Raw genomic sequence first — 23337 nt, forward strand, 5'->3', positions numbered from 1 at the left:
ACTATACATTATCGCTTTTATGTATTTTTCATCTAATCCCATGAATATTCTGTTGTCCATTTTGCTCAATAGGTTTTCTATTTCTTTGGCAAAGCTTTTTATTTCTCCATCTGATAGTATTTTTCTTACTGCTATTTCTATTGGCTCTGGGTCTATGTATTCTGTTAGTTTTTCTTCTATGTATTCTGTGAAGTATTCTGAGAATATTTTTTTCATTGAGTAATTTGGTATTTTTAGATATGTTATTATTCCTTTTTTTTCAAATGTCATGAACCCAAGATAGAATAATAATGATTTTATATCTTTTATTTCTATCCTTTTCCCTGGATTGAACATTGTTGTGAGTTCTGTTAATTCTGTTTTTCCTGTTAATAGTATTTCATTTAATAGTTGCCCTATTATTTTTTTTGATGTTGTTTTTTCTCTTTCTTCTTGGGTTTCTTCTTTGTCTATTTTTACTCCAAGCAATTCTCCTAAGCTAAATAGATTCTGTACTTTTTTGTAATCACTCATTATGTTGTCATCTATTATTTTTTCTGGTGGTTTTTTTGTTCTTCCATATTGTATTATAAAATAAAATACCATGTCTGGGTTATATACTTTTGCTTTTACTTCTTTATTAAATCTATATCCATTATAATTTTCCTGCATTTCTTTTAATAATTTTTCTGAATATATGTCATAATATTCCAATAATTCTTTTACTTCTTCTTCTTTGAATCCAAGCATTTCATTGAATTCTGGTGCTAATGTTATATTCATTGTTACGTTAAATCCACTGGTTAATGAGTCCAGCATTATTGGACTTACACCTGTCATGAATAGTCTTTCTATTATTGTTTCTGTTCCTTTTTTTATTTCTTCGTAGAATTTTCTTACAAATCCATGTTTTATTACGCTATCTTTGAATAAATCAAGGTTAAAACTCAATAGTTCATTTGCAAAGTGATCATATTCGTCTATTAATAAGTATATTGGTTTATTTAATTTTTCTTTAGCGTCTGTTAAAAATGCCCTTATTATATCTGCAGGTTCTGTGTATTCTTTTTCTATTTTTAGTTTTATTTCATATCTGGTGTTGAAGTCATCCAGTGAAGATATTACATTATTTTTAAAACTACTTATTAATTTTTCTTTATTTTCTGTTTGTATTCCAGAAAAATTCATTTTTAAAATATAATAACTGTTTTTTAATGGTGTTGGATTTTTTCCTATGTATAAGTCTTTAAATAATTCTTCAAATTTCTCTGCATAATTGATATCATAATACTTTGAAAGTGTATCTAAAAACAATGTTTTTCCAAATTTTCTTGGCCTTAAAAACACTATATTTTTTTCATTTAATGATTCTAATTTTTCTATATATTGTGTTCTATCTATGTAATAATAATTCTGCATTATTACTCTTTCAAAGTTTTGTTCTCCATATGGTATTTTTTTTCTCATGGCTCACCTCCACATGACATACCTCCGGTAGGGCTTAGGATAAAATCATTTTATTTTAAAAAATAAATTCTTAAAATATTTGCAAAGCAAATATTTTCGCCTACGGCGGGTTATAGGATAAAGAATTAGGTATATTATTTTAGATTATCAATAATTGGAAGTATCTCTTTAATATTATGAACGATATAATCCGCATTTTTAACTTCTTCATCGCCAAAACCATAGGCACATCCTATAGAAATAAAACCATTCTCTTTTGCTGCTTCAATATCCTTGTGTCTATCACCAACCATTATAAAATTCTTATTACCATTTGAAATTAAGTTCAAAACATAATCTTTTTCTGCCCAATCATACATTTCAGCACAATGAGGAGAATCGATATATTTATTCAACCCTTTTTCAAGTAGGGCTGTCATATATTTTATATTACAATTAGAAAGGATGAATAATTTATGATTATCTTTTTTTAATGTTTCCAGAACCCCGAAAACACCATCGAAAAAAATAGTCTCTATATTTTCCTTTTTAATTATATCAATTTCATATAAATCGAGTAATTTAATGGCTTTATTTATAATATTTTTATCTTTAGTTTTTAAAAGTCCTTCAAAAATATCATCAATTGTATAACCAATATATTTTAATATTTCTTTTTTATTTATCTTATAGTTATAACCTAAATCTTTTAATACGTTTCTAATGGCAGGTAAGGCAATATTTTCAGTTTTTACGAGTGTTCCATCAAGATCAAAAACTATATTCATATTCTCCTCCTTATTTTTTGCTTCTGATAGTAATTTCAATTATTTGATTTCCCTGAATATAAATTGAAAGTCTATCTGAGTTTAGTGTTTTTTTAATTATATTTCCCGAAATTTTAATTATATTTAAAGATTGACCTGTTATATTTATTTTAGTTTTTTTATCTGAATTTATAGTTATCCTAAAAGTTCTTTCAGTGTATTTTTTGTTTCTAATGTCATTTAATATTTCAAGAGAAGCAGTTGAATTCCATGATTGTCCCAAATTTATATCAACATATTCATTTTCTTTAGTTTTTGGAAATTTTGAAGATTTATATATGTATTCATTATTATTTTTTTTGGTATATAAATAAACATTTCCCTGAATTAAAGGAATACCTAGGCCATTTTCCTTTGAGTTTTTAAATTCTCTGACGATATCAATATATCTGGATTCAAAAGAAGAAGAATAAAAATTCAGGTTTAAGTAATTAATATCTTCATAATTTTTTATAGTTCCTAATCTTTTGACTTTCGAAAAAACGCCGTCAAAAGAATTTATTTTTCCCAGATTAATAATTGCACTTTCACTTATTATTTCCGGAATATAACTTGAGGATTCAAGAGACAGAGATTTATACACTCTATTTTGTTGTTGCTGGGTGTTAAATTTATCATCGATTAAAAAAACATTATAATCATTTTCTAAAGTTTTTAAAGATCCATTTATATTATATGTAACAAATAAATCACCATTGGATTTAAGACTATAAGATAAATTCCAACTTAATGGCCTGGAAATTAAAACGGAACCTTTAATATTTTTAGCATATAATTCTTTATTATTTAATAGTAAGCTCAAGTTATCTTTATCCGTTTTGCACCACAGGTTAATATATTCATTGAAAAAATATATAAAACTAGGATTTAAAGCATCTTTTAAAATTAATGGTTTGGTATTAAGAATGGAAACTCTACTTCCAATAGAATTTTTTAGATCTTCATTTGTTCCTATAATTTTAAATTTAATATTTTCAATATTTAAAGGTACTATTTTATAAAATTCTGCATTTTCAACAAATATTACATTTTCTTTATCCTCTAAAGGTATGGTTAATTCATCAGTCCATGGATATTCAAGATGCATTATACCAATATTTCTGAAAATATAGAAATTTTGAGAGAAACTCATAATAAATAATATCATAAAAACAACAATAAAAAATTTTTTCATACCATCCCTCCAGTTTTTATGTTATTTCTTAGAAGGTTTATTTTTTTCTCCTAAATCTTTTTCAAACAAATATCTTTCAAGAGCTTTTCTTGCAATTGGTGCAGCAACCTCAGAACCATAACCGCCATTTTCAACAAAAGCAACAATGGATACTTCAGGATTATTTGCCGGCATAAATCCTGCAAACCATGAATGGGGAGATTTTCCACCAGTAACCTCTGCAGTTCCAGTTTTTCCTGCCACCAATCCTTTAAAATCCTTAAAAACATGGTATGCAGTTCCACCGTTCGAGCTATTGCCAGGAAATGTAGTAACTTCAATAAGTCCTTTTAAAATATTAAAATAATAAACAGGATTAATATTGTACGTAAAATTTAGTTTTTTTTCATAAACAACAGGTTTTTCATATATATTTTTTACATATTTATTTAGAACATGAAATTTATAATATTTTCCTTTAGTTGAAAGAATATTGTATAAACGCAAAATTCCAATAGGTGTGAATTGCATATATCCCTGTCCAATTGAAGTTAAAACTGTCTCACCTATAAACCAATCCTTTCCAAATGTCTCTTTTTTCCATATTCTATCTGGAAAAACAGAATTAATTTCTCCAGTTAAATCTATTCCAGTTTTATCATTTAATCTGAATAGTTTAGCATAAGAACTCATTGTATCTATTCCGAGATTTAGTCCAAGGTTATAATAATATAAATTACACGAAACTCTTAATGATTTTACAAGATCAGTAACACCATGACCAAAAATATTCCAATCGTAATACTCAGCAATAACATTACCTTGAGAATTTTTCAATTCAAATTTACCATCACAAACAATAGTTGCCTCTGGAGAAATACCTTCCTCAAGTCCAATTAAAGCAAAAAATGGTTTTATTACAGATCCAGGCGCATATACAGAAGAAATAGCTCTATTAATCAATGGTTGTTTTGTATCATAAATGATTTTTTTCCAATCCTGAATTGATAAACCACTTGAAAACAAATTTGGTTCAACAGATGGATAACTAACAAGAGCTAAAATACTTCCATCATTTGGATTTGACATTATAACGGCTCCAGGTTTTTTATACTTTTCCATTTCATCGTATATATATTTTTGTAAATTATAGTCAATAGTAAGATATAAATCCTTTCCTTTTATTGGATCAACCGTTTCTAAAATTTTATCTATTCTTCCACCTGGGGTAATTTTTACAATTTGATATCCAGGTTTTCCTTCAAGTATATTATTATAAAGTTTTTCAACACCATATAAAGGGACACCTTCCGAATTAACATATCCGATTATAGGATATATTGTATTATCTTTATACTTTCTTATATATTTTTCAGAAACTCTTATTCCTTTAATATTAGAAATTTGTTTTATATTAGCTGGAGTTAGTTTTATATTTAATTTTTTTTGAAATATTAATTTATCAATATATGTTTCTGGCGAATCTGTAATAGTTGAAAAAACGTTTTTTAATAATTGTAGGTCTTTTTCAGAAAAAGATTCATTAAAATTTTCAATAACATATATTTTTTCATTCCAGGCCAATAAAATACCATTTTTATCATATATATTACCTCTAATAGGATTCAAAGTTATAATTTTTGTACTTAGTTCTTCAACCTCTTTTTTATATTTTGAATTATGAAAAATTTGTATATACATAGCTCTTGAAATCAAAATAAAAAAAGATAAAAATATTATAGTAATAAATAATTTAAAGCGTGATTCGTTCATTTTCTCCCATCCTTCCAACAATAACAAAATGGGTAATAGAAAGAAGAATATATGATATTAACAAAACATAATAATTCTTATTAATAAAAACTAAAAAAAATAGTGGAATAAAAGTGCTGAAAAGACTTCTTAGATAGCTCTTTTCTAAAAACTCAAATATATGAAAAGAAAAAATTGTTAGAATAAAAAATACAATTGTCATTAATCCAATATCATATTTCGATGAAAAATATAAAATAGAATATAATAGAGCAAAAAAATACATTTTTTCTTTAAGTAAATATTGAACTACAAGAAAAACAACAGGAAAAACAAAAAATAAGATATCCCCCATCCATCTATCCCATGATGATGCAATTAAAGTCATAATGATAATATAAATATAATTCATTATTTCACCCCAAATTCGCTGAAAAATACGACAATAGAATTAATTTTATCGGGCTTTAAATAGTAAATAGTGTCGGATTTTTTATATACAACGCCTTTTAAAATCAAATTTTTATTAAACCAATTTGAATCGGAAATTAAAATAGAAACATTCTCTTTATTTTTAAATAATTCCAACCCTTCGGGAATATTAATTATAATATTTCCATTTCCGCTTTCTTTTATTAATAATTCTGTATTTTTATAAACTCCAAAAATTTCATGATTTCCCCAACCAAATTTTTGTATAATTTTCTCTTTTTTAAATGTATCATAAACAAATCCAAGAAGAATACCATCCTTTGTAAAGGATATCTCGCCCTTTTTGACTTTTTCATCGCTTTTTATATAATAATATTTTTCATCTTCATTTATGAAAATTCCAGGAATTAATTCAATGGATACTTCAAACTCCATATTTTTTATATATATAGATTTACTGTTTTTTGAAATAGCATTTTCCAGAGTTTTTAAATAATTTGCATTTTTTGTTAATAATAAATAATTATTTCTAATTTCAAAAAAAACAATATCCAGAGGATAGTTTGCTCTGGATATAATGTGATTAATATCAGGATAAAGCGTAGAAATTATAGAAATGAATAAAAGTATAATAGTATAAGATATAAATTTTCTAAACATATTATTTTTGTAATTTCGATAAATTTTCCAGTATTTTTACTTTGTCTAATACCATACCAGCACCTCTAGCAACAGCTGTTAAAGGGTCTTCTGCAACAATAACCTTGATTTTTGTTTCATATTCAATTAATTCTTTTAACCCTCTTAATAAAGCACCTCCACCGGACAAATAAATTCCTTTCATCACAATATCTGTTAATAATTCTGGGGGAGTTTCTTCAACTGTTAATTTAATTTGTTCGACAATCTTAAAAACAGGATTATCAATTGCTTCTCTTATTTCATATCCTTTTAATGTAATATTTCTTGGAAGACCAGATAAAATATCTCGACCTATAATTTCAATTTCTTCATTATCATATTCTTCATTTGGCCAGGTATTTCCGATTCTTTTTTTAATTCTTTCAGCAGTTCTTTCGCCAATTAAAAGGCCAGTTTTATCCTTTACATAACTTATTATAGCTTCATCAAGTTCATCGCCTGCAATTCTAATTGATTTTGAAAGAACAATATTCCCCAGAGAAATTACGGCAATTTCTGTTGTACCGCCACCAATATCTACAACCATACTTCCTGAAGGTTCTTCAACATTCAATCCAACTCCAATAGCCGTTGCCATGGATTCTTCAATTAAAAATGCTTTTCCAGCTCCGGCATCTAAAGTAGCTTTATGTAAAGCATTTCTTTCAACTTCAGTAGCATCAGTTGGAACGCCTACAACAACGGTTGGTTTAAGAAAAGTAAAAGAGCCAACAGAAGAGCTTATAAAATATTTCAACATAGCTAAAGCTGTATTATAATCAGCAATAACACCATCTTTTAAAGGTCTTACAGCTATAATATTTGCAGGAGTTTTTCCTATCATTCTTTTAGCTTCTTTACCAACTGTTAAAATTTCTTTTGTATCTTTTTCAATGGCAATAACAGATGGCTCATTAACAACAATGCCTTTTCCTTTTACATATACCAAAGTATTAGCAGTTCCTAAATCTATTCCTATATTTGATCTCATCTTTAAATCCTCCTGAAAAATTTTGTTTTAAAAATTATATCACATAATGTTTAATAAACAAAGAATATAAGATATTATTTTATGATTCTATAATTACCATGGCAAAAAGCAATAGCAAGTGCATCAGCTGCATCATCGGGAGTGGGATTTTTCTTCAAATTAAAAACAACCTTTAACATTCTTTGAATTTGTCCTTTTTCTGCACGACCATATCCGGTAATAGCCTGTTTTACTTGATACGGAGTATATTCAAAAATAGGTATATTATTTTTTTGTAAAGTGAGTAAGATTACTCCCCGAGCCTCCCCAACCTGAATAGCTGTTTTTACATTTTTGAAAAAAAACAGACTTTCAACAGCTGATTCGTCCGGACTGTATTTTGATATTAGATCATTTATTCCATCAAATATTTCCAACAATCTGGAATTTAAATCGGATTTTTTATTTGTTTCAATTACCCCAAAATCAACTAATTTAAAATTATTTCCATCTTTATCGATAATCCCAAATCCGATCCGTCCATATCCAGGGTCTATTCCTAAAATTCTCATATTTCACCTCTTGTTTTTTTATTTCTATTAGAATTATATCATGAAATAAAAAAACAACTAAATTTTTTCAGTAATTTTTTTTCGGATATATAATCCAAAAGCAACTTTTGTGTTATAATTAATTTAACAATGATTTTATTAAAAATTCAGGGGGAAAAGAGTATGAAAAAGAAATTGATTATGTTTTTCTTTGTGTTTTTTATAATAGTATTAATTATTTCATGTAATAAAGAACCTATAAAAGTAGGAGTTATTACAGCACTTTCAGGAAAATCATCATCGTCTGGAAAATCATTGATTAATGCATTAAATCTTTTTATAAAAGAAAATAATCTAAGAAATGAATTGGAGATAATTCCTTCTGATGATAGTTGGGATAATAATAATATGGAAAAAGCATATACATTTTTAAAAAATAAAAAGATTAAGTATATAATATTTGGAACAACATCAACATCTTTTAATAAAGTATATAGAAAACTAAAGGAAGATAATATTTTAGGTTTAGTTATATCTGCAACAGCACCAAAATTTAAGAATGAAAATGATAGAGTAATAAGAACCATTCAAGATACAGAAAAAGAGCAAAAATCCATTGCTGAATTTCTAAATAGTAGAAAAATAGACGATTTATATATAATATTAGACGTATCTAATCCAGAATATACAAAAATAGCTTTACAATATTTTTCCACTTATTTTAAAGGGAAAATTAATGTACTTTCAGTGAATTTTAAAGAAGAGAATTATCTCGATATAATAAAAAATAATTATAATCAAAAATATCAAAATGTATATATTATAGCCGGGTTAATAGGCGAAACAGGGTTAACAATACAGCAATTAAAAACTATAAATAAAAACGTTAATATTATTCTTGTTCCATGGACGAGAAGTAAAGGTCTTGAAATATCTACAGGAACCTATTTGAATAATGTGATTTTACCATCTCATTATCCGTTTAATTATTCTAATAATTTTAAAGATTTTTATGATAAATACTATAAAGAGTATCATGAAGATCCAGCATTGCATTCATATCTTGGATATGAAATTATACAAATATTTTATGAGGCATATAAAAAATCAAACAAATCACCAGAAAAAATAGAAAAATTTATTACAAATAACACATTTAAAACCATATTTGGAACAATAAAATTTGATAAATATGGAGAGACAGACAAACATATGTATTTTGGAATATATAAAAACAATAAATGGATAGATATAACCAATATTTTAAGGTGATTGTTATGAAAAATATAAAATTTAGCACATTTTTTGATATTTTCTTGATAATTGTATTTTTTATATTTCTTACAATAAGTAGTATATCTTCAAAAATATCTCTGAACATTTTAATAAATAATGAAATAAAAAAAGGAGAAAAATTAATGGAATTAACAGAGATAAGCGTTAAAGATTTAATTAATAGATGGATAGATATATTCGCAATAGATCTATATACAACACCGGAATTTTTAAATCTGAAATTGCAAAAGGCTGATGCAGTAAAAAGCGCTTATGTTTTTGATAATAATTTTATTATAACCGAAATAATAAAACAAGACGAAAAGTATTTGAAAAAAGGTTTTTCCGTAAATTATTTAAAAGATATATGTCAAAATATGTTAGTGAATGAATATAAAATATTACCATTTACATTTTCTGTTTTTTCCTTTTCTCCGGCAATAGCTATTGTTCTAAAATATAGCAATGATAGTTATTATATCTGGATTTTAAATGATGAATTTATAAAAAAAGAAATATTAAAATTTGTTCCAGAAAAAACCTATGTGCTTTTTTCAATAAAAGATACAGTTTTTTTAAATACAACACCTATAGATTTTTCCATGATAAATAATGAACAGGATATAAAAAAAATTTTGGGAAATCAATATATTATAACCAATAGATATTTTAAAATATTTGATGCAAACATTTATTATATAACATCATTAAAATATATAAAAGATAAATTAGGTTTATTAAATAAATATATACGTTATATAACACTGTTTTTATTAATATCATTTGTATTGATTTTTTTATTAAAAAGAGAGTTTATATCTGAAATGTCAGCCGTTTTAAATTGGGGAAGTAAGTGGAAACCAGAAAATGATATAAAAATATCAAAAAAAACTTTTTATGAAAATATCCAAATTTCAGAATCTTTTAAAAATTTGATGAGTAGAGTTAATGAAACGATAAAAGAATTAAAAGAAACACAGGAAGAATTAATACAAAGTCAGAAATTGGAAACAATAGGTATTATGGCAGGTGGTTTTGCACACGATTTTAATAATATACTCGCAGTATTAAAAACTGAAGTCGAGATGATGAAAGAATCCCAAGATTTTGATGAAATTAATGAGTCTATTCAAAATATAGAACTTGCAATAAAGAGAGCTAAAAATATAATTAAACAGATGCTTGTTTTTTCCAAGAAAGGAAAAACAAAGTATGAATATTTTAATTTTAAAGAATTTATTAATTCTACATTTAAACTGATAAAAAAGGGAGTTCCTCTAAACATAAATTTAGTGTTAAATAACTCAATTAATGAAGATATAAGTATTTACGGTAATTCCAATCAATTAATGCAGGTATTATTAAATATAATAACAAATGCTCGTGATGCTGTAAAATCGGTGGAAAAACCTAAAATTGAAATAAATACTTCTATAATAAAAAATAATGAAGACGCATTTTTACAAATTGAAATAAAAGATAATGGAGCGGGAATACCAGATGAAATAAGAGATAAAATATTTGATCCATTTTTTACTACAAAAGGAAAAGGTGGGACAGGACTTGGTCTTACGATAGTTTCAAAAATAATAAAAGATCATAATGGCAATATTAAAATATTTTCAAAATTCAATGAAGGAACTAATTTTGTTATTACACTACCTATTCAGTATAAGGATAAACCATTAAAAAATACTAAAGAAAAGTTGAAAAAAAGCAAGATTCAAAGTTTTAAAGTATTAATAGTTGACGATGAAAAAAGATTGAGAAAAAATATAAAAAAGTATCTTAATAAAAAAAAGTTTAAAATTATTGAAGCATCTTCTGTAGATGAGGCTATAGAAATAATAAAAAAAGATAATGAGATAGATTATATAATAACAGATTATATGATGCCAGAGAAAACAGGTGATTATTTAGTAAATTTTATAAATCAATACAATAAAGATATAAAAATAACAGTAATTACAGGATATTTATCAGATGAAGTAGAAAAGAAATTAAAAAAATATAATGTAAAAATAATATTAAAACCTTTTGAGTTTGAAGAACTATTATCAATATTCGATGAATATTAGTCATCGTATTTAATCTTTATCTGCATTAGCAATGTCTATATACTATAAGCTGGCTCTTGGGGGTGGTTTAATGTCTAAGTTAAAAGTATTAGTTGCAGATGATGAGGAGAGCGTAAGAAATAGTTTAGTTAGATTACTTAAAAGATGGGGTTATGATGTAATTCAAGCATCTGATGGAAGAGAAGTTCTTGATCTGATAATACATGGAGATTCATTTTTTTCTTTGGAAAATAATAATATTCCTAATTTTATTATATTAGATTTAAAAATGCCGGGAATAGATGGTTTTTCTGTTCTTGAGAAGATATCGAAAAGTTTTATTGAAAGAAAACCTTATATTATTGTATTGAGTGGTATTGAAGATACCGATAGCATTGTAAAAGCTCTGAATCTTGGTGCAGATGATTATATGACAAAGCCATTTGAAATACACGAATTGAAAGCCAGATTGAAAGCTGCTGAAAGGCATCATGTTCTTGAAATAAAAGATTCATTTATATTAATGCTTACAAAGATAACTGAATTTAAATCTTTCGAAACAGGAAAACATATAGAAAGAGTTCAAAAATTTACAGTATTATTGGCAAAAGAATATTTTAAAATAAAAAATATGGGAAATAATATTTCATTTTTATATGAATTATATCATGCATCTCCATTACATGATATAGGAAAATTATTGATAACAGATAAAATATTGTCCAAGCCCGGCCCTTTATCCTATGAAGAATTTGAAATAATGAAAAAGCACACAATATATGGAGCAAAAATGATAGAAGATGCAATGAAGAAAAGCTTTGATTTTGCACATTTTAAAATTATATATGAAGTGGTAAAATTTCATCATGAAAGATGGGATGGGAAAGGTTATCCTGATGGTTTAATTAAAGAAGAAATTCCATTATCTGCAAGATTAGTTTCATTATGTGATACATATGATGCGATTACTTCAGATAGAGTATACAAAAAAGCTCAAAGTCATGAATTTGCAATAAGCGAAATAAGAAAAGGAAAAGGAACACAATTTGATCCTGATGTTGTAGATGCTTTTTTAAATATAGAATCAAATTTTTTGAAATTAAAAAATTTGATTAATGGTTAAAATATTTGGAGGTTAAAATGAAAAAAATAATAGAGATATTTTTATTAATAATATTTATATCTTTAATATCCACAGCATTTTCTAATATAATATGGGAAATAAGTCCATACAACTTTGAAGTAATAGACTATAATAAAAATTTGACCTTATCGTGGAGTTTAGATAAAAAAGCGAACTATTATAGCATATATTTTGGAGAGAATAAAAAAAACTTAAAATTAATATATAATGGTGAGAAAACTGAATATACAATAAAAGAATTAAAACCCAATAAAAATTATTATTGGAAAATAAAAGTTTATACAGATAATGAAATTATAGAATCAGAAATATTTAAATTTTATCTTCAATTAAAAAAACCAGAAATAAAAGATGTATTTCCAAATTTTCAATACAATATAGATTCAAAAAATGTAAAATTTAGTTGGAAAATAGATTATTCTATAAAATATAATATTGAATTTATTTTATACAAAAACGATATCAAAGTTATTGATAAGCAGATAAATACAAATACATATATTATGAATCTATCTCCAGGTACAAAATATAAGTGGTATTTGAAACTAAAGGATAAATTTAATAACAAATATATATTTGGACCATATATATTTTCAACAAAGCCACATGAATTCATTATGAGTATTAAAAACAGAATCTATAAAATAAAAACATATGGAGATTATATAGAAAAAACTTTATTATATAATTCTGAATATAAAATTGAAAAAATTCAAAAATATGAAAATTTTATTATATTAAAAACAAAAAATGGTATAGATATTATACATAAAACAGGAAGAGTTACTTCTAAAATTGACATTAAAAATATATTGGATTTTTTCGTAGAAAAAAAAGATAAAGAATTATTATTATACATAGTAGATGGAGAATCTCTTAGAGTTTTTGATATAACAAATCCATATTATCCATTCTTAAAAAAGCGTATTATAGGAAAGTTTGCATCAATTTCAGCAAATGAAAATTCAATAATATTATTGATGAAAAGTAAGATACTATTAATGAATAAAAAATTCAAAATATATTATCAAAAAAATCTGGAAAAACCAAAAAAAATAATATATAATGATAATAAAACACTTATTATCTTATCCGCAGATAAACTAATAAAATTTAATTATAAAAATAATATATTATATTTTGATAGAGAATTGAATTTTTCTGGAATAATTGATTACAGCGTATATAAAAAGAAAATAGCTTTTTTGACTATAAATAATGAAATATATATATATGATACAGACTTTCACTTGATTAATTATAGATATTTTACAGAAAAAATAGAAAAAATAAAACTTTATACAGATTATATTTATAAAATATCCGAAGAATTAAAAATTATAGATATAGTGTGTCTAAAAAGTTTCAAATGAAACGAAGACTCGAAGATTGCCCTTAAAATTATGAATGAAAGCCGTCAAAATTACATGGATGTAATTTTGAGCGAAACAATACACGATGTATTGTTTGAGCGACGGCTGAGAATGAATAATTTTAAGGATTAGCAATCGAGCTGTCTGAGTGAATTTGGCTTTTTGGACGTCCTAATTATAGATATGAAGGAGTGATTAATTTGATTGCTGTAATAGGAGGGGGAATTGTAGGCACGCTTATAGCCAGAGAATTGAATAAATATGTAGAAGACGTATGGCTTTTCGAGGCAAAAACGAATTTTGGAATGGGTGTAACAAAATCCAATTCTGCAATATTACATGGAGGATATGATGATCCACCAGGAAGCTTGAGAGCTCAATTATGTTACAAAGGAAATCAATTATATACTCAATTACAGAAAGATTTGAATTTTGATTTGAAAAGAGTAGGTTCTCATGTTGTTGCCATTGAAGATGAAGAAACAAAATATATATACAACCTCCTTAAAAAGGCGGAAAAAAATGGTGTAAAAGAGATTCGAATTATTGAGAAATTGGAATTACTAGAAATGGAAAAAAACATAAATCCTAAAGCAAAAAGATCGTTGTTTTGTGAAATAGCAGGTATTTTTGATCCATGGATAGTAGCAATACAAGCAGCTAAATCTGTAAGGGTTAATGGTGGAAGAACTTTAATAAAAAAAAGATTGGTAGAAGTTGAAAAGAAAAATGGTAAGTTTTTATTGAAATTTCAGGATAAATCAGAATATTTTGCAGATTTAGTTATAAATGCAGCAGGATTATATGCCGATGAAATAGCTAAAATGTTTGGTGATGAAGTTCCTGAAATATTTCCAGTAAAAGGTGAATACTTTTTACTATCAAAAGACTATCAATATGTTAATTCTGTAATATTTCCTGTACCAACTGGAATTTCAAAAGGATGTCTTGTATTGCCAACAGTTGATGGAGGATATTTGGTAGGTCCTAATGCAAATAGAGTAGTATCGAAAAACGATACCGCTACAACGAAAGATGGATTAAATGAAATAAGAGAAAAAGGAATGAAATTAGTACCCAATCTTAATTTTAGGAGACATCTTGTAAAAACATTTGCAGGATTAAGACCTGAAACAGATAAAAAAGATTTTTATATTAACGTTGGAAAAAGTGGAGCTATACATGTTTCAGGAATAAGATCGCCGGGTTTGACTGCTGCTCCCGCAATAGCTGAATATGTAGTTGAATATTTAATACAGGAAAAAATAGGCTTGAATCTGTATAAAAGGGAAAATTATATATCAAAAATTGAAAGAACACCGCATTTGGTTCATATTGAAAGGGAAAAATGGAATGAGATAATACAACAAAATCCTGATGCAGGAGAAATGGTGTGTCATTGTAATAAGGTTACAAAAAAAGAAATAATAGATGCCATTAATAATGGAGCAAAAACGTTAGATGATATTAAGTTTATGACAAGAGCATCTTTTGGGGAATGCCAAGGAGGTTTTTGTACAGCAAAGATTTTAAAGATACTGGCAGAATATACCAACAGAGATCCAAGAGAAATAACTCAAAATGAAGATGGAACATGGATTGTGAATGCGAAGGTGAGAATATGAAATATAAAACAGATGTAGTTGTAATTGGTGGTGGTGCTGCTGGAATGGCAGCGGCATATAGAGCTAAAAAAGAGGGAGTAAACGTTATATTATTGGAAAGAGATGAAGACACCGGTGGTGTTTTAAATCAGTGTATACACAACGGTTTTGGTCTTCAATATTTTAAACGTGATTTAACAGGTCCTGAATTCAAAGAACTTGCAAAAGAAAAGCTTGAAGATATAGAAATATTATATGGTACTTATGTATTGGAAGTAAAAAAAGACAAAAAAATAATTTTTGTGGATAGAAGGGGAATACATGAAATTGAAATGAAAGCTTTGGTTATGGCAACTGGAGCAAGAGAAAGACATTTTAATTCATTACCTGTTCCTGGAAAAAGAATAACTGGTGTATTTACAGCAGGACTTGCACAGCGATTTATAAATCTTGAAAACTTAAAACCAGGTAGTAAAGCTGTAATTCTAGGTTCTGGAGATATAGGATTGATAATGGCAAGAAGATTAACCTTAGAAGGTATAAAAGTAGAAGCTGTTCTAGAAATTATGCCATATCCAGGTGGATTAGAGAGAAATATTCAACAATGTTTGACTGATTTCAACATACCATTATATTTATCTCATACTGTAACAGCTATTGAAGGAGATAGAAGACTGGAAAAAGTAATAGCTGCACAAGTTGATTATAAATGGGATCCAATACCAGGTACAGAAAAAGAGTTTGAAGTTGATACATTAATAACATCTGTAGGACTTATTCCACAAACAAAACCTGTAGATTTTGTTGAAGCTGATCCAGGATTTCTTGTTTCAAATACAAATCAAACAAGTGAAGAATGGATATTTGCAGCTGGTAATTGTACTGTAATATTTGACCTGGTTGATTATGTTGCAAAAGAAGGAGAAAAAGCTGGGAAATATGCAGCATTATATGCAAAGGGAGAATATAAAAAGGGGAAAAAAGTTAAAGTAAGAAAAGGTGAAAATATAGGAATTATTCATCCGTTATATATTGATCCAACCCAGGAATCAACTTTATATATAAGAGTATCAAAGGTTTTTGATAGAGCCAGTATAAAGGTAGAGCCGCTTGGGATAGAAGTAATAGAAAATGAAGCAAGACCTCCCGAAATGGTTGTAATAAAGATAAAACCTTTTGATGAAAATATAAATGAAATAGAGGTGATGGCAGATGAGCTCATCTCAAAACTTGGTTAAAGAACTTACATGTGTAAGATGTCCCTTAGGTTGTAAAGTTAAAATCGAATACACAAAAGAACTAAAAATATTGGAAGTTTCTGGAAACAAATGCCCCAGAGGTAGAGAGTATGCTATTCAAGAAATAAGTGACCCACATAGAATTTTAGTAACAAGTGTAAAAGTAAAAAATGGGAAATATTTGCTGGCCTCTGTAAAAACATCTGAAGCTATACCATTGAGATTATTTGATGAAGCTATGAAAATAATAGAAAAATTAGAAGTTGAAGCTCCTGTTAAAAAAGGCGATGTTATAATGAATAATTTTCTAAATACTAAGGCTAACCTTATTATTACCCGAAGTGTTGAAAGGTTGTGAAAAATGGCATCAAAAGATATAATACCCAAAAATATGGTGATTGAAACATATTCCAAAATTTCCGACCTTGTAATGGAATTAAGTTCTTTAAACAATTTATCTCAGCTTGAAAAGTCTATACATTCTATAGTGAATAGAGTTGTACCAATAAATGAAGAATTTTTTTTAAAACCGCATAATAGTGATTATATTGAGATTAATGAAAAGGAAATATCAGATGAAATCAAAGATTTAGCTGTTTGGGCAGCTAAATCTTTAAAAATTTCTATTTTCACATTAGAAAATGGAGAAAATGCATTGATATTACCTTTTTCAAAATCTCAAAAGTTGTTGTTATTATATATATGTAAAACAGATGTTGAAGAAATATCAAATGAAATAATGCTCTTTTTAAATATTATGAGTTTTTTAACAGCAACAATTATTGAAAATCTTGAATTATATGAAGAAATTTTAAAAACAAATGAAGAAGTGGAAAAGAATAGAGATTTTTTAAATCAGATTTTAAATTCTATGATTAGTGGATTAGCAGTATTTAATCATGAATATAAAAAGATTTTTACCAACTCAAATTTTGATAATTTTGAAAAAGAATACGGTGAAGAATTAATAAAATTTATAAAAAATGAATTGATAAATTTAGAAATTGCAGGAGAAAAAATCACGAAAGAATTTGAATTTAAAGAGCATTTTTTATCACTTGATTTTTTAAAAACTAATAATGAAAATTATCTGGTCATTATCTCTGATATTACTGGTACAAAGGAATTAGAACGATTAAAAAAATTAGATCAGATGAAAACAGAATTTTTATCAACTGTATCTCATGAATTGAGAACACCTCTTGCTGCAATAAAAGCTTATTCTGAATCAATTGTTGATAGTCTTGAAATACTTGATATGGAAACGCTTAAAGATTTTATGGAGACAATATTAAATGAAGCAAACCATCTTCAAAATTTACTTGATGAGATACTTGATTTTTCAAGATTAGAAATGAAGACAATAAATATAAAAAAAGAAGAATTTTCCATAAATGATTTAATTGAAGAGATATATTTGTCGAATAAAAATAAAGCTGAAATAAATGGAGTAAAAATGTATAGAGTTTTACCAAAAGAAAAGATAATTGTAAACTTAGATAGAACAAGATTAAAACAAATTCTGTCTAATCTAATAGATAATGCGATAAAGTATTCTGATAAGAGAAAAGATATGAGATTTATAAAAATAACGGTAAAAGATGAAAAAGATAAAGTATTGATATTAGTAGAAGATAATGGTATAGGTATAGCTAAAGAGCATCATGAAAAAATATTTGAAAAATTCTATAGAGTTGATTCATCATTAACCTATGAAATTTCTGGAACAGGAATAGGCTTATCTGTTGTTAAAGAATTAGTTGAAATTCAGGGCGGAAAAATATGGTTGAAAAGTGTTGAAGGTAAAGGAACAAGGTTTTATATAGAGTTTAAAAAAGGATAGTGATAATTATGGCACCATCAATGAAAGAAATAATAAAAAAAATCTCTGAATTACCAACACCAGATTTTATATTAAAACGAATAATGGATATAGCTTCAAATCCTTCATCAAATACTAAAGAACTTGAGGGGGCAGTTTTACAATCTCCACCATTGGTAGCAAAAATATTGAAATTAAGTAATTCAGCATATTATGCATTACCAAGAAAAATAACAAAAGTATCACAGGCAATAAATATATTGGGTTTTAAAACGGTCAGAAATTTGGCTTTAGGAATATTTGTTGCAGATTCTTTTTTTAGAAGAGAATTTGATTTTCTCGACTCAAAAAAATTCTGGCAACATAGTATAGCTGTTGCCATAGCATCGGAACAGCTTGCACAGATAATTAATTATCCAGATAAAGAAGAGATTTTTTTAAGCGGGATGTTACATGATCTTGGTAAAATGGTAATGGGTATAATAACTCCTGAAACAGTAGAGATGATATTAAATGTTGCAGAGTATAAGAAAGTTTCATTTTCAAAAGCAGAAGATATGTTAAATGTAATGACACATCAAACACTTGGCAAAATATTATTTGAAAATTGGAATTTGGCTGAAAATGTAATATATACAGCAGAATTTCATGATACACCTGAAAAACTCCAGATAGATTCATTTTCAATGAATGTATATATAGTACATCTTGCAAATATGGCTATAAATTCCATATATTATGGATATTCTGGATGTTATGATATCCCTGTCCCATCAGATGTTGTATGGAACAAATTTGATATGACCTCAAAGAAATTTTTGAATTATTTAAATAATTTAGAAAAAAAATTAAGCGAATCAAATGACTTTATAAATCTTGATGCATTTATAGAAGGTTCAGAAGAAGATTCAGAGGAGGAGAATAAGGATGGCTAAAGAATTTAGAAAAGAAATGATTGAATCAGAGATATTAAAATTAATAAACATGAATATAAATAATTTGAGAGATCCAAAGCTACAGGGTAAAATAATATCAATAACAAGGGTAGAATTGTCACGCGATAAATCATTTGCAGACATATATGTTTCAGTGTTAAATGAAGAAATTGATGAAATAATAAATGTATTAACAAAAGCAAAAGGTTTTTTCAGAAATCTAATAGCTAAAAATATAAGAATGTATAAAGTTCCAGAAATAAGATTTCATAAAGATAAAGGATTGGAGGAAAGTATAAAAATACATAAGCTTTTAAATGAAATATCGAAAAAAACGGATAAAGGTGAAAATAATGAATGATGGTTTTTTATTGGTAGATAAACCTGCAGGTATTACCTCGCATGATGTTGTAGATATAATAAGAAAACGTTTCTCTACAAAAAAAGTAGGACATTCAGGAACACTTGATCCTTTCGCCACAGGGTTGTTGATTTTGGGAATTAATAAAGGAACAAAATTATTGGAATACCTTCAGCATCAAAACAAAAAGTATTATGTAAAAGCAAAATTAGGAATAATCACTGATACATATGATATAACAGGTGAAATAAAAGAAAAATATAATCCTGAAAAAATACATATAGAAAAGTTAAAAGAAATTATATTATCCTTTAAAGGAAAGTATATGCAGGTTCCACCTATGTATTCAGCAAGGAAATACAATGGAAAAAAATTATATGAACTTGCACGTGAAGGGAAAATAATCAAGATGCCACCAAAAGAAGTGGAAATTTACAGTATAGAAAACATCAAAATTTCTGAAAATGGGACATTTGAATTTGAATGTGAGGTATCATCTGGAACATATATAAGGTCATTAATAATGGATATAGGTTATAAATCTGGAATAGGCGCTGTAACTATGGAGCTGAGAAGATTAAAAATAGGTAAATTCAAAATAGAAGATAGCGTAAAACTTGATGATATTTCAGATATAATTCCTCTTTTTGAAATGCTTTCATTTCCATCTGTATTATTAAATGAAAAGGGAATTCAAAGGGCATTAAACGGTAATCATATATTTTTAGAACATGTTGAAAAATATGAAGAATTTAAAAAAGGAGAATTTATTTCGCTGATAGATAAAGAAAAAAATTTAATAGCAGTAGCAATTGCTGAAAGAAATTCAAAATTTTTAAATACTCTGGAAAAACATGGCAAAAATGAGCGTGTGTTTAAAATAAAAAAAGTATTATATCATATAGAATGTCTAAAAAGTCAAATTCACTCAGGCAGCTCGATTGCTAATCCTTAAAATTATTCATTCTCAGCCGTCGCATCGATTTTTCATCCATGAAAAAGCTTCACTCAAAAAAACGTCCTGTTTTTTTGACGGCTTCCATTCATAATTTTAAGGGCAATCTTCGAGCCTTCATTTCATTTTAGACTTTTTAGACAGCCTATATAATATTTAAAAAGCGGGTGATAAGATGGAGGGTAATCATCCTTATGTGAAATGGGCGATAGAGTGTATAGAAAATTTTGTTAAACATGGACAAAAAATAGAATTAAAAGAAGATTTACCAGAAGAATTGCTTACAAGAAAAGCTGCGTGTTTTGTTACATTGCATAAATTAAATGGAGAATTACGTGGTTGTATAGGAACAATAGAACCGGTATATGAAAACCTGGCGATAGAAATAAGAGAAAATGGAATAGCTGCAGCTACACGGGATTATAGATTTTCACCTGTAACAGTGGAGGAATTAAATAGTCTCATGATAAATGTCGATGTATTAAGTGAGCCAGAATATGTGGAATCAATAGATGAATTAGATCCAGAAATTTACGGAATAATTGTTGTTAGTGGTTGGAAGAAAGGAGTATTACTTCCGGCTATAGATGGTGTTGATACTGTTGAAGAACAATTAAGAATAGCAAAATTAAAAGCTGGAATATACTCAGAACCATATGACATATATAAATTTACAGTAGAAAGATACTTTTAGCAGGTAGCGCAGAGCGAAAGCGCGAGCCCACCGCAGGTGTGTAATACTCGGGTGAAAGTATGAAAAAAAATCCTATTAAAAAAGCTCAGTTTTATGAAAAATATAAAAATAATATAGTAAAATGTTCGTTATGTCCTCATAATTGTATAATAAAAGAAAATTCTACAGGCATTTGTGGAGTGAGAAAAAATATTGTTGGAGTTTTATATACATTAAATTATGGAGAAATAACAGCTTTAAATATTGATCCAATAGAAAAAAAGCCATTATTTCATTATTATCCAGGAAAAAAAGTATTTTCCATAGGTACATGGGGTTGTAACTTTAAATGTGCATTCTGTCAAAATTTTGAAATTTCACAAATACATCCATATAGTATATATAAAATATCCCCTGAAGAATTGGTAGATATAGTTGTGAAAAAAAATATGGATATGGTTGCATTTACATATTCAGAGCCCATTGTATGGTATGAGTATGTATATGATACAGCTAAAAAATTAAAAGAAAATAATATCAAAACAATTCTCATAACAAATGGATATATAAACAGAGAACCTTTATTAAAATTATTGCCTTATATAGATGCAGTAAATATAGATTTGAAAGGTTTTAATGATGAATTTTATAAAAAAATAATTGGTGGAAAAAAAGAGCCGGTAATGGAAAATATAAAAATACTCATAAAAAACAAAATACATACAGAAGTGACAACATTAGTTGTAACTGAAGGTAATGATAATAAAATGGAATTGGAAGATTTATTTAAATGGTTAGGTGAAATCTCAAAAGATATACCACTACATTTAAGCAGATATTATCCTATATACAAATATAATAAACCTTCCACTGATATTCTTTTTTTAAAGGAATTATATCAAATAGCAAGAAAACACCTGAATTATGTTTATTTAGGTAATGTTTGGGATAAAAGCTACGAATCCACATATTGTCCAAAATGCGGAAACTTAATAATAAAAAGAGAAGGATATAATATAAAAATACAGAATATAGATGACAAAGGAAGGTGCAAACATTGCTTAAAAGAAATACCGATATTTTTTTAAAAAACAAAAGCATATTATACTTTTCAATATTGATTATAGCTATAGTATTAACCATATTTTTAATATTTCATAAACCTTTGCCAAAGTATTACGAAAAAAAGGATTTTGCATTAGGGACATGGGTTAATGTTGTAGTTGCAAGCAGTAAAATAGATTCCGAAAGATTAGCAGATATAGCTTTTGATGAGATGAAGCGAATAGAAAGGAAATTCAGCAAAAATATTGAAGGTAGTGTAATTTTCAAATTAAATAAAGAAAGAAGTATTATTGCAGATAAAGAGACATTGTTTTTAATTAAAGCTGCGATAAATTATGCGGATTTAACAGGAAGTGCTTTTGATCCGACAGTTGGTGCAATAATAAAATTATGGGGATTTGATGATATAAATAAAGAAAAAAGGGTTCCTACACAGGATGAAATAAATAATGTTCTTGATGGAGTGAGCTATAAATTTATTAAAATAGATGGAAACAAAATAACTTTATTAAATGGAAAAACTCAAATCGATTTAGGCGGTATTGCTAAAGGATATGCAGTTGATATGGCAATTAGAAAAATCAAAGATCTTGATAAAAATGCAACAGGGTTTATAGATGCCGGTGGAGATATAGGAATAATTGGTCCTAAATTTGGAAGATTTGCGTGGTCTATAGGAATAAGGGACCCAGATAAAGGACCTTATGATATAAAAGAAAAGGTATATTTAAAAGAAGGGGCTATAGTAACTTCTGGAAATTATGAAAGGTTTTTTATAAAAGATGGAGTAAGATATCATCATTTAATAGACCCAAAGACAGGGTATCCTGTTAACTATTATAAAAGTGTTACTATAATCTCTGATAACGCAATGAAAGCTGATGCAATGGCAACAGCTATATTTATACTTGGTGACAAACTAATAGGACTAAATTCAATGACCAGGTATGGAATACAAATTTACGGCATAACATCTGATGATAAAATCATTAAAACAACAGGATTTGACTATTATCTAAAAGAAGAAAAATAAAATTGGAGAGA

Annotated in this window: 22 protein-coding genes; 14 read left to right on the top strand and 8 right to left on the bottom strand. The window is 26.8% G+C overall.

Annotated features, from left to right (window positions below; translation table 11 throughout):
• The 8 genes from X275_RS00305 to ruvC all read right to left on the bottom strand — a co-directional run.
• A partial coding sequence (locus tag X275_RS00305; RefSeq protein WP_047267001.1) for an AAA family ATPase occupies nt 1-1446 on the bottom strand: 1446 nt, incomplete at its 3' end.
• Nucleotides 1447-1580: 134 nt separating this feature from the next.
• Nucleotides 1581-2213, bottom strand: a complete 633-nt coding sequence (locus tag X275_RS10920) for an HAD family hydrolase (RefSeq protein WP_052913448.1) — start codon at nt 2211-2213, stop codon at nt 1581-1583.
• 10 nt (nt 2214-2223) lie between these two features.
• A complete protein-coding gene (locus tag X275_RS00315) occupies nt 2224-3426 on the bottom strand; it encodes a hypothetical protein (protein ID WP_047267002.1) in 1203 nt (400 codons plus the stop codon).
• 21 nt (nt 3427-3447) lie between these two features.
• A complete protein-coding gene (locus X275_RS00320) occupies nt 3448-5178 on the bottom strand; it encodes a penicillin-binding transpeptidase domain-containing protein (RefSeq protein WP_047267003.1) in 1731 nt (576 codons plus the stop codon).
• Entirely contained in the window at nt 5159-5569 is a 411-nt protein-coding gene (locus X275_RS00325; RefSeq protein WP_047267004.1) for a hypothetical protein, read from the bottom strand. The genes X275_RS00320 and X275_RS00325 overlap by 20 nt, the downstream gene beginning before the upstream one ends.
• On the bottom strand, nt 5569-6249 hold the full coding sequence (locus X275_RS00330) for a hypothetical protein (protein WP_047267005.1): 681 nt from the start codon (nt 6247-6249) through the stop codon (nt 5569-5571). The genes X275_RS00325 and X275_RS00330 overlap by 1 nt, the downstream gene beginning before the upstream one ends.
• Before the next feature lies 1 nt (nt 6250).
• On the bottom strand, nt 6251-7261 hold the full coding sequence (locus X275_RS00335) for a rod shape-determining protein (protein WP_047267006.1): 1011 nt from the start codon (nt 7259-7261) through the stop codon (nt 6251-6253).
• 74 nt (nt 7262-7335) lie between these two features.
• On the bottom strand, nt 7336-7812 hold the full coding sequence (gene ruvC, locus X275_RS00340; protein WP_047267007.1) for a crossover junction endodeoxyribonuclease RuvC: 477 nt from the start codon (nt 7810-7812) through the stop codon (nt 7336-7338).
• Nucleotides 7813-7974: 162 nt separating this feature from the next.
• Here ruvC and X275_RS00345 point away from each other — a divergent pair, with 162 nt between their 5' ends.
• The 14 genes from X275_RS00345 (at nt 7975) to X275_RS00410 (ending at nt 23326) form a co-directional block, all read left to right on the top strand.
• The gene (locus tag X275_RS00345) at nt 7975-9063 is read left to right on the top strand and encodes an ABC transporter substrate-binding protein (RefSeq protein ID WP_047267008.1); all 1089 of its coding nucleotides are present in this window, start codon (nt 7975-7977) and stop codon (nt 9061-9063) included.
• Between the two features lie 5 nt (nt 9064-9068).
• Nucleotides 9069-11144, top strand: coding sequence for an ATP-binding response regulator (locus X275_RS00350; RefSeq protein WP_047267009.1), 2076 nt, complete (start codon nt 9069-9071; stop codon nt 11142-11144).
• A gap of 70 nt (nt 11145-11214) precedes the next feature.
• Entirely contained in the window at nt 11215-12246 is a 1032-nt protein-coding gene (locus X275_RS00355; RefSeq protein WP_047267010.1) for an HD-GYP domain-containing protein, read from the top strand.
• A 17-nt stretch (nt 12247-12263) separates the two neighbouring features.
• A complete protein-coding gene (locus tag X275_RS00360) occupies nt 12264-13640 on the top strand; it encodes a fibronectin type III domain-containing protein (RefSeq protein WP_047267011.1) in 1377 nt (458 codons plus the stop codon).
• Nucleotides 13641-13831: 191 nt separating this feature from the next.
• Nucleotides 13832-15265 carry an NAD(P)/FAD-dependent oxidoreductase gene (locus tag X275_RS00365; RefSeq protein ID WP_231588268.1) on the top strand — a complete coding sequence of 478 codons (1434 nt, stop codon included), beginning with the start codon at nt 13832-13834 and terminating at the stop codon, nt 15263-15265.
• Nucleotides 15262-16482, top strand: coding sequence for an NAD(P)/FAD-dependent oxidoreductase (locus tag X275_RS00370; protein ID WP_047267013.1), 1221 nt, complete (start codon nt 15262-15264; stop codon nt 16480-16482). The genes X275_RS00365 and X275_RS00370 overlap by 4 nt, the downstream gene beginning before the upstream one ends.
• Nucleotides 16457-16840 (top strand): DUF1667 domain-containing protein, encoded by a 384-nt coding sequence (locus X275_RS00375; protein ID WP_156168613.1) that lies wholly within the window; start codon nt 16457-16459, stop codon nt 16838-16840. Before X275_RS00370 ends, X275_RS00375 begins: the two co-directional genes overlap by 26 nt.
• Before the next feature lie 3 nt (nt 16841-16843).
• Nucleotides 16844-18325 (top strand): sensor histidine kinase, encoded by a 1482-nt coding sequence (locus X275_RS00380; RefSeq protein WP_052913450.1) that lies wholly within the window; start codon nt 16844-16846, stop codon nt 18323-18325.
• Nucleotides 18326-18333: 8 nt separating this feature from the next.
• On the top strand, nt 18334-19239 hold the full coding sequence (locus X275_RS00385; protein WP_052913453.1) for an HDOD domain-containing protein: 906 nt from the start codon (nt 18334-18336) through the stop codon (nt 19237-19239).
• Nucleotides 19232-19600, top strand: coding sequence for a 30S ribosome-binding factor RbfA (gene rbfA, locus X275_RS00390; RefSeq protein WP_047267014.1), 369 nt, complete (start codon nt 19232-19234; stop codon nt 19598-19600). The genes X275_RS00385 and rbfA overlap by 8 nt, the downstream gene beginning before the upstream one ends.
• Nucleotides 19593-20555, top strand: coding sequence for a tRNA pseudouridine(55) synthase TruB (gene truB / locus X275_RS00395; RefSeq protein WP_047267061.1), 963 nt, complete (start codon nt 19593-19595; stop codon nt 20553-20555). The genes rbfA and truB overlap by 8 nt, the downstream gene beginning before the upstream one ends.
• Nucleotides 20556-20730: 175 nt before the next feature.
• Nucleotides 20731-21249, top strand: coding sequence for an AmmeMemoRadiSam system protein A (gene amrA / locus X275_RS00400; RefSeq protein WP_047267015.1), 519 nt, complete (start codon nt 20731-20733; stop codon nt 21247-21249).
• Between the two features lie 59 nt (nt 21250-21308).
• Complete coding sequence (gene amrS / locus X275_RS00405) at nt 21309-22316, top strand: AmmeMemoRadiSam system radical SAM enzyme (RefSeq protein WP_047267016.1); 1008 nt, start codon at nt 21309-21311, stop codon at nt 22314-22316.
• Nucleotides 22286-23326 carry an FAD:protein FMN transferase gene (locus tag X275_RS00410; RefSeq protein ID WP_047267017.1) on the top strand — a complete coding sequence of 347 codons (1041 nt, stop codon included), beginning with the start codon at nt 22286-22288 and terminating at the stop codon, nt 23324-23326. Before amrS ends, X275_RS00410 begins: the two co-directional genes overlap by 31 nt.
• The last annotated feature ends 11 nt before the right edge of the window (nt 23327-23337 follow it).

Source organism: Marinitoga sp. 1197 (assembly GCF_001021165.1).
Classification (GTDB): domain Bacteria; phylum Thermotogota; class Thermotogae; order Petrotogales; family Petrotogaceae; genus Marinitoga.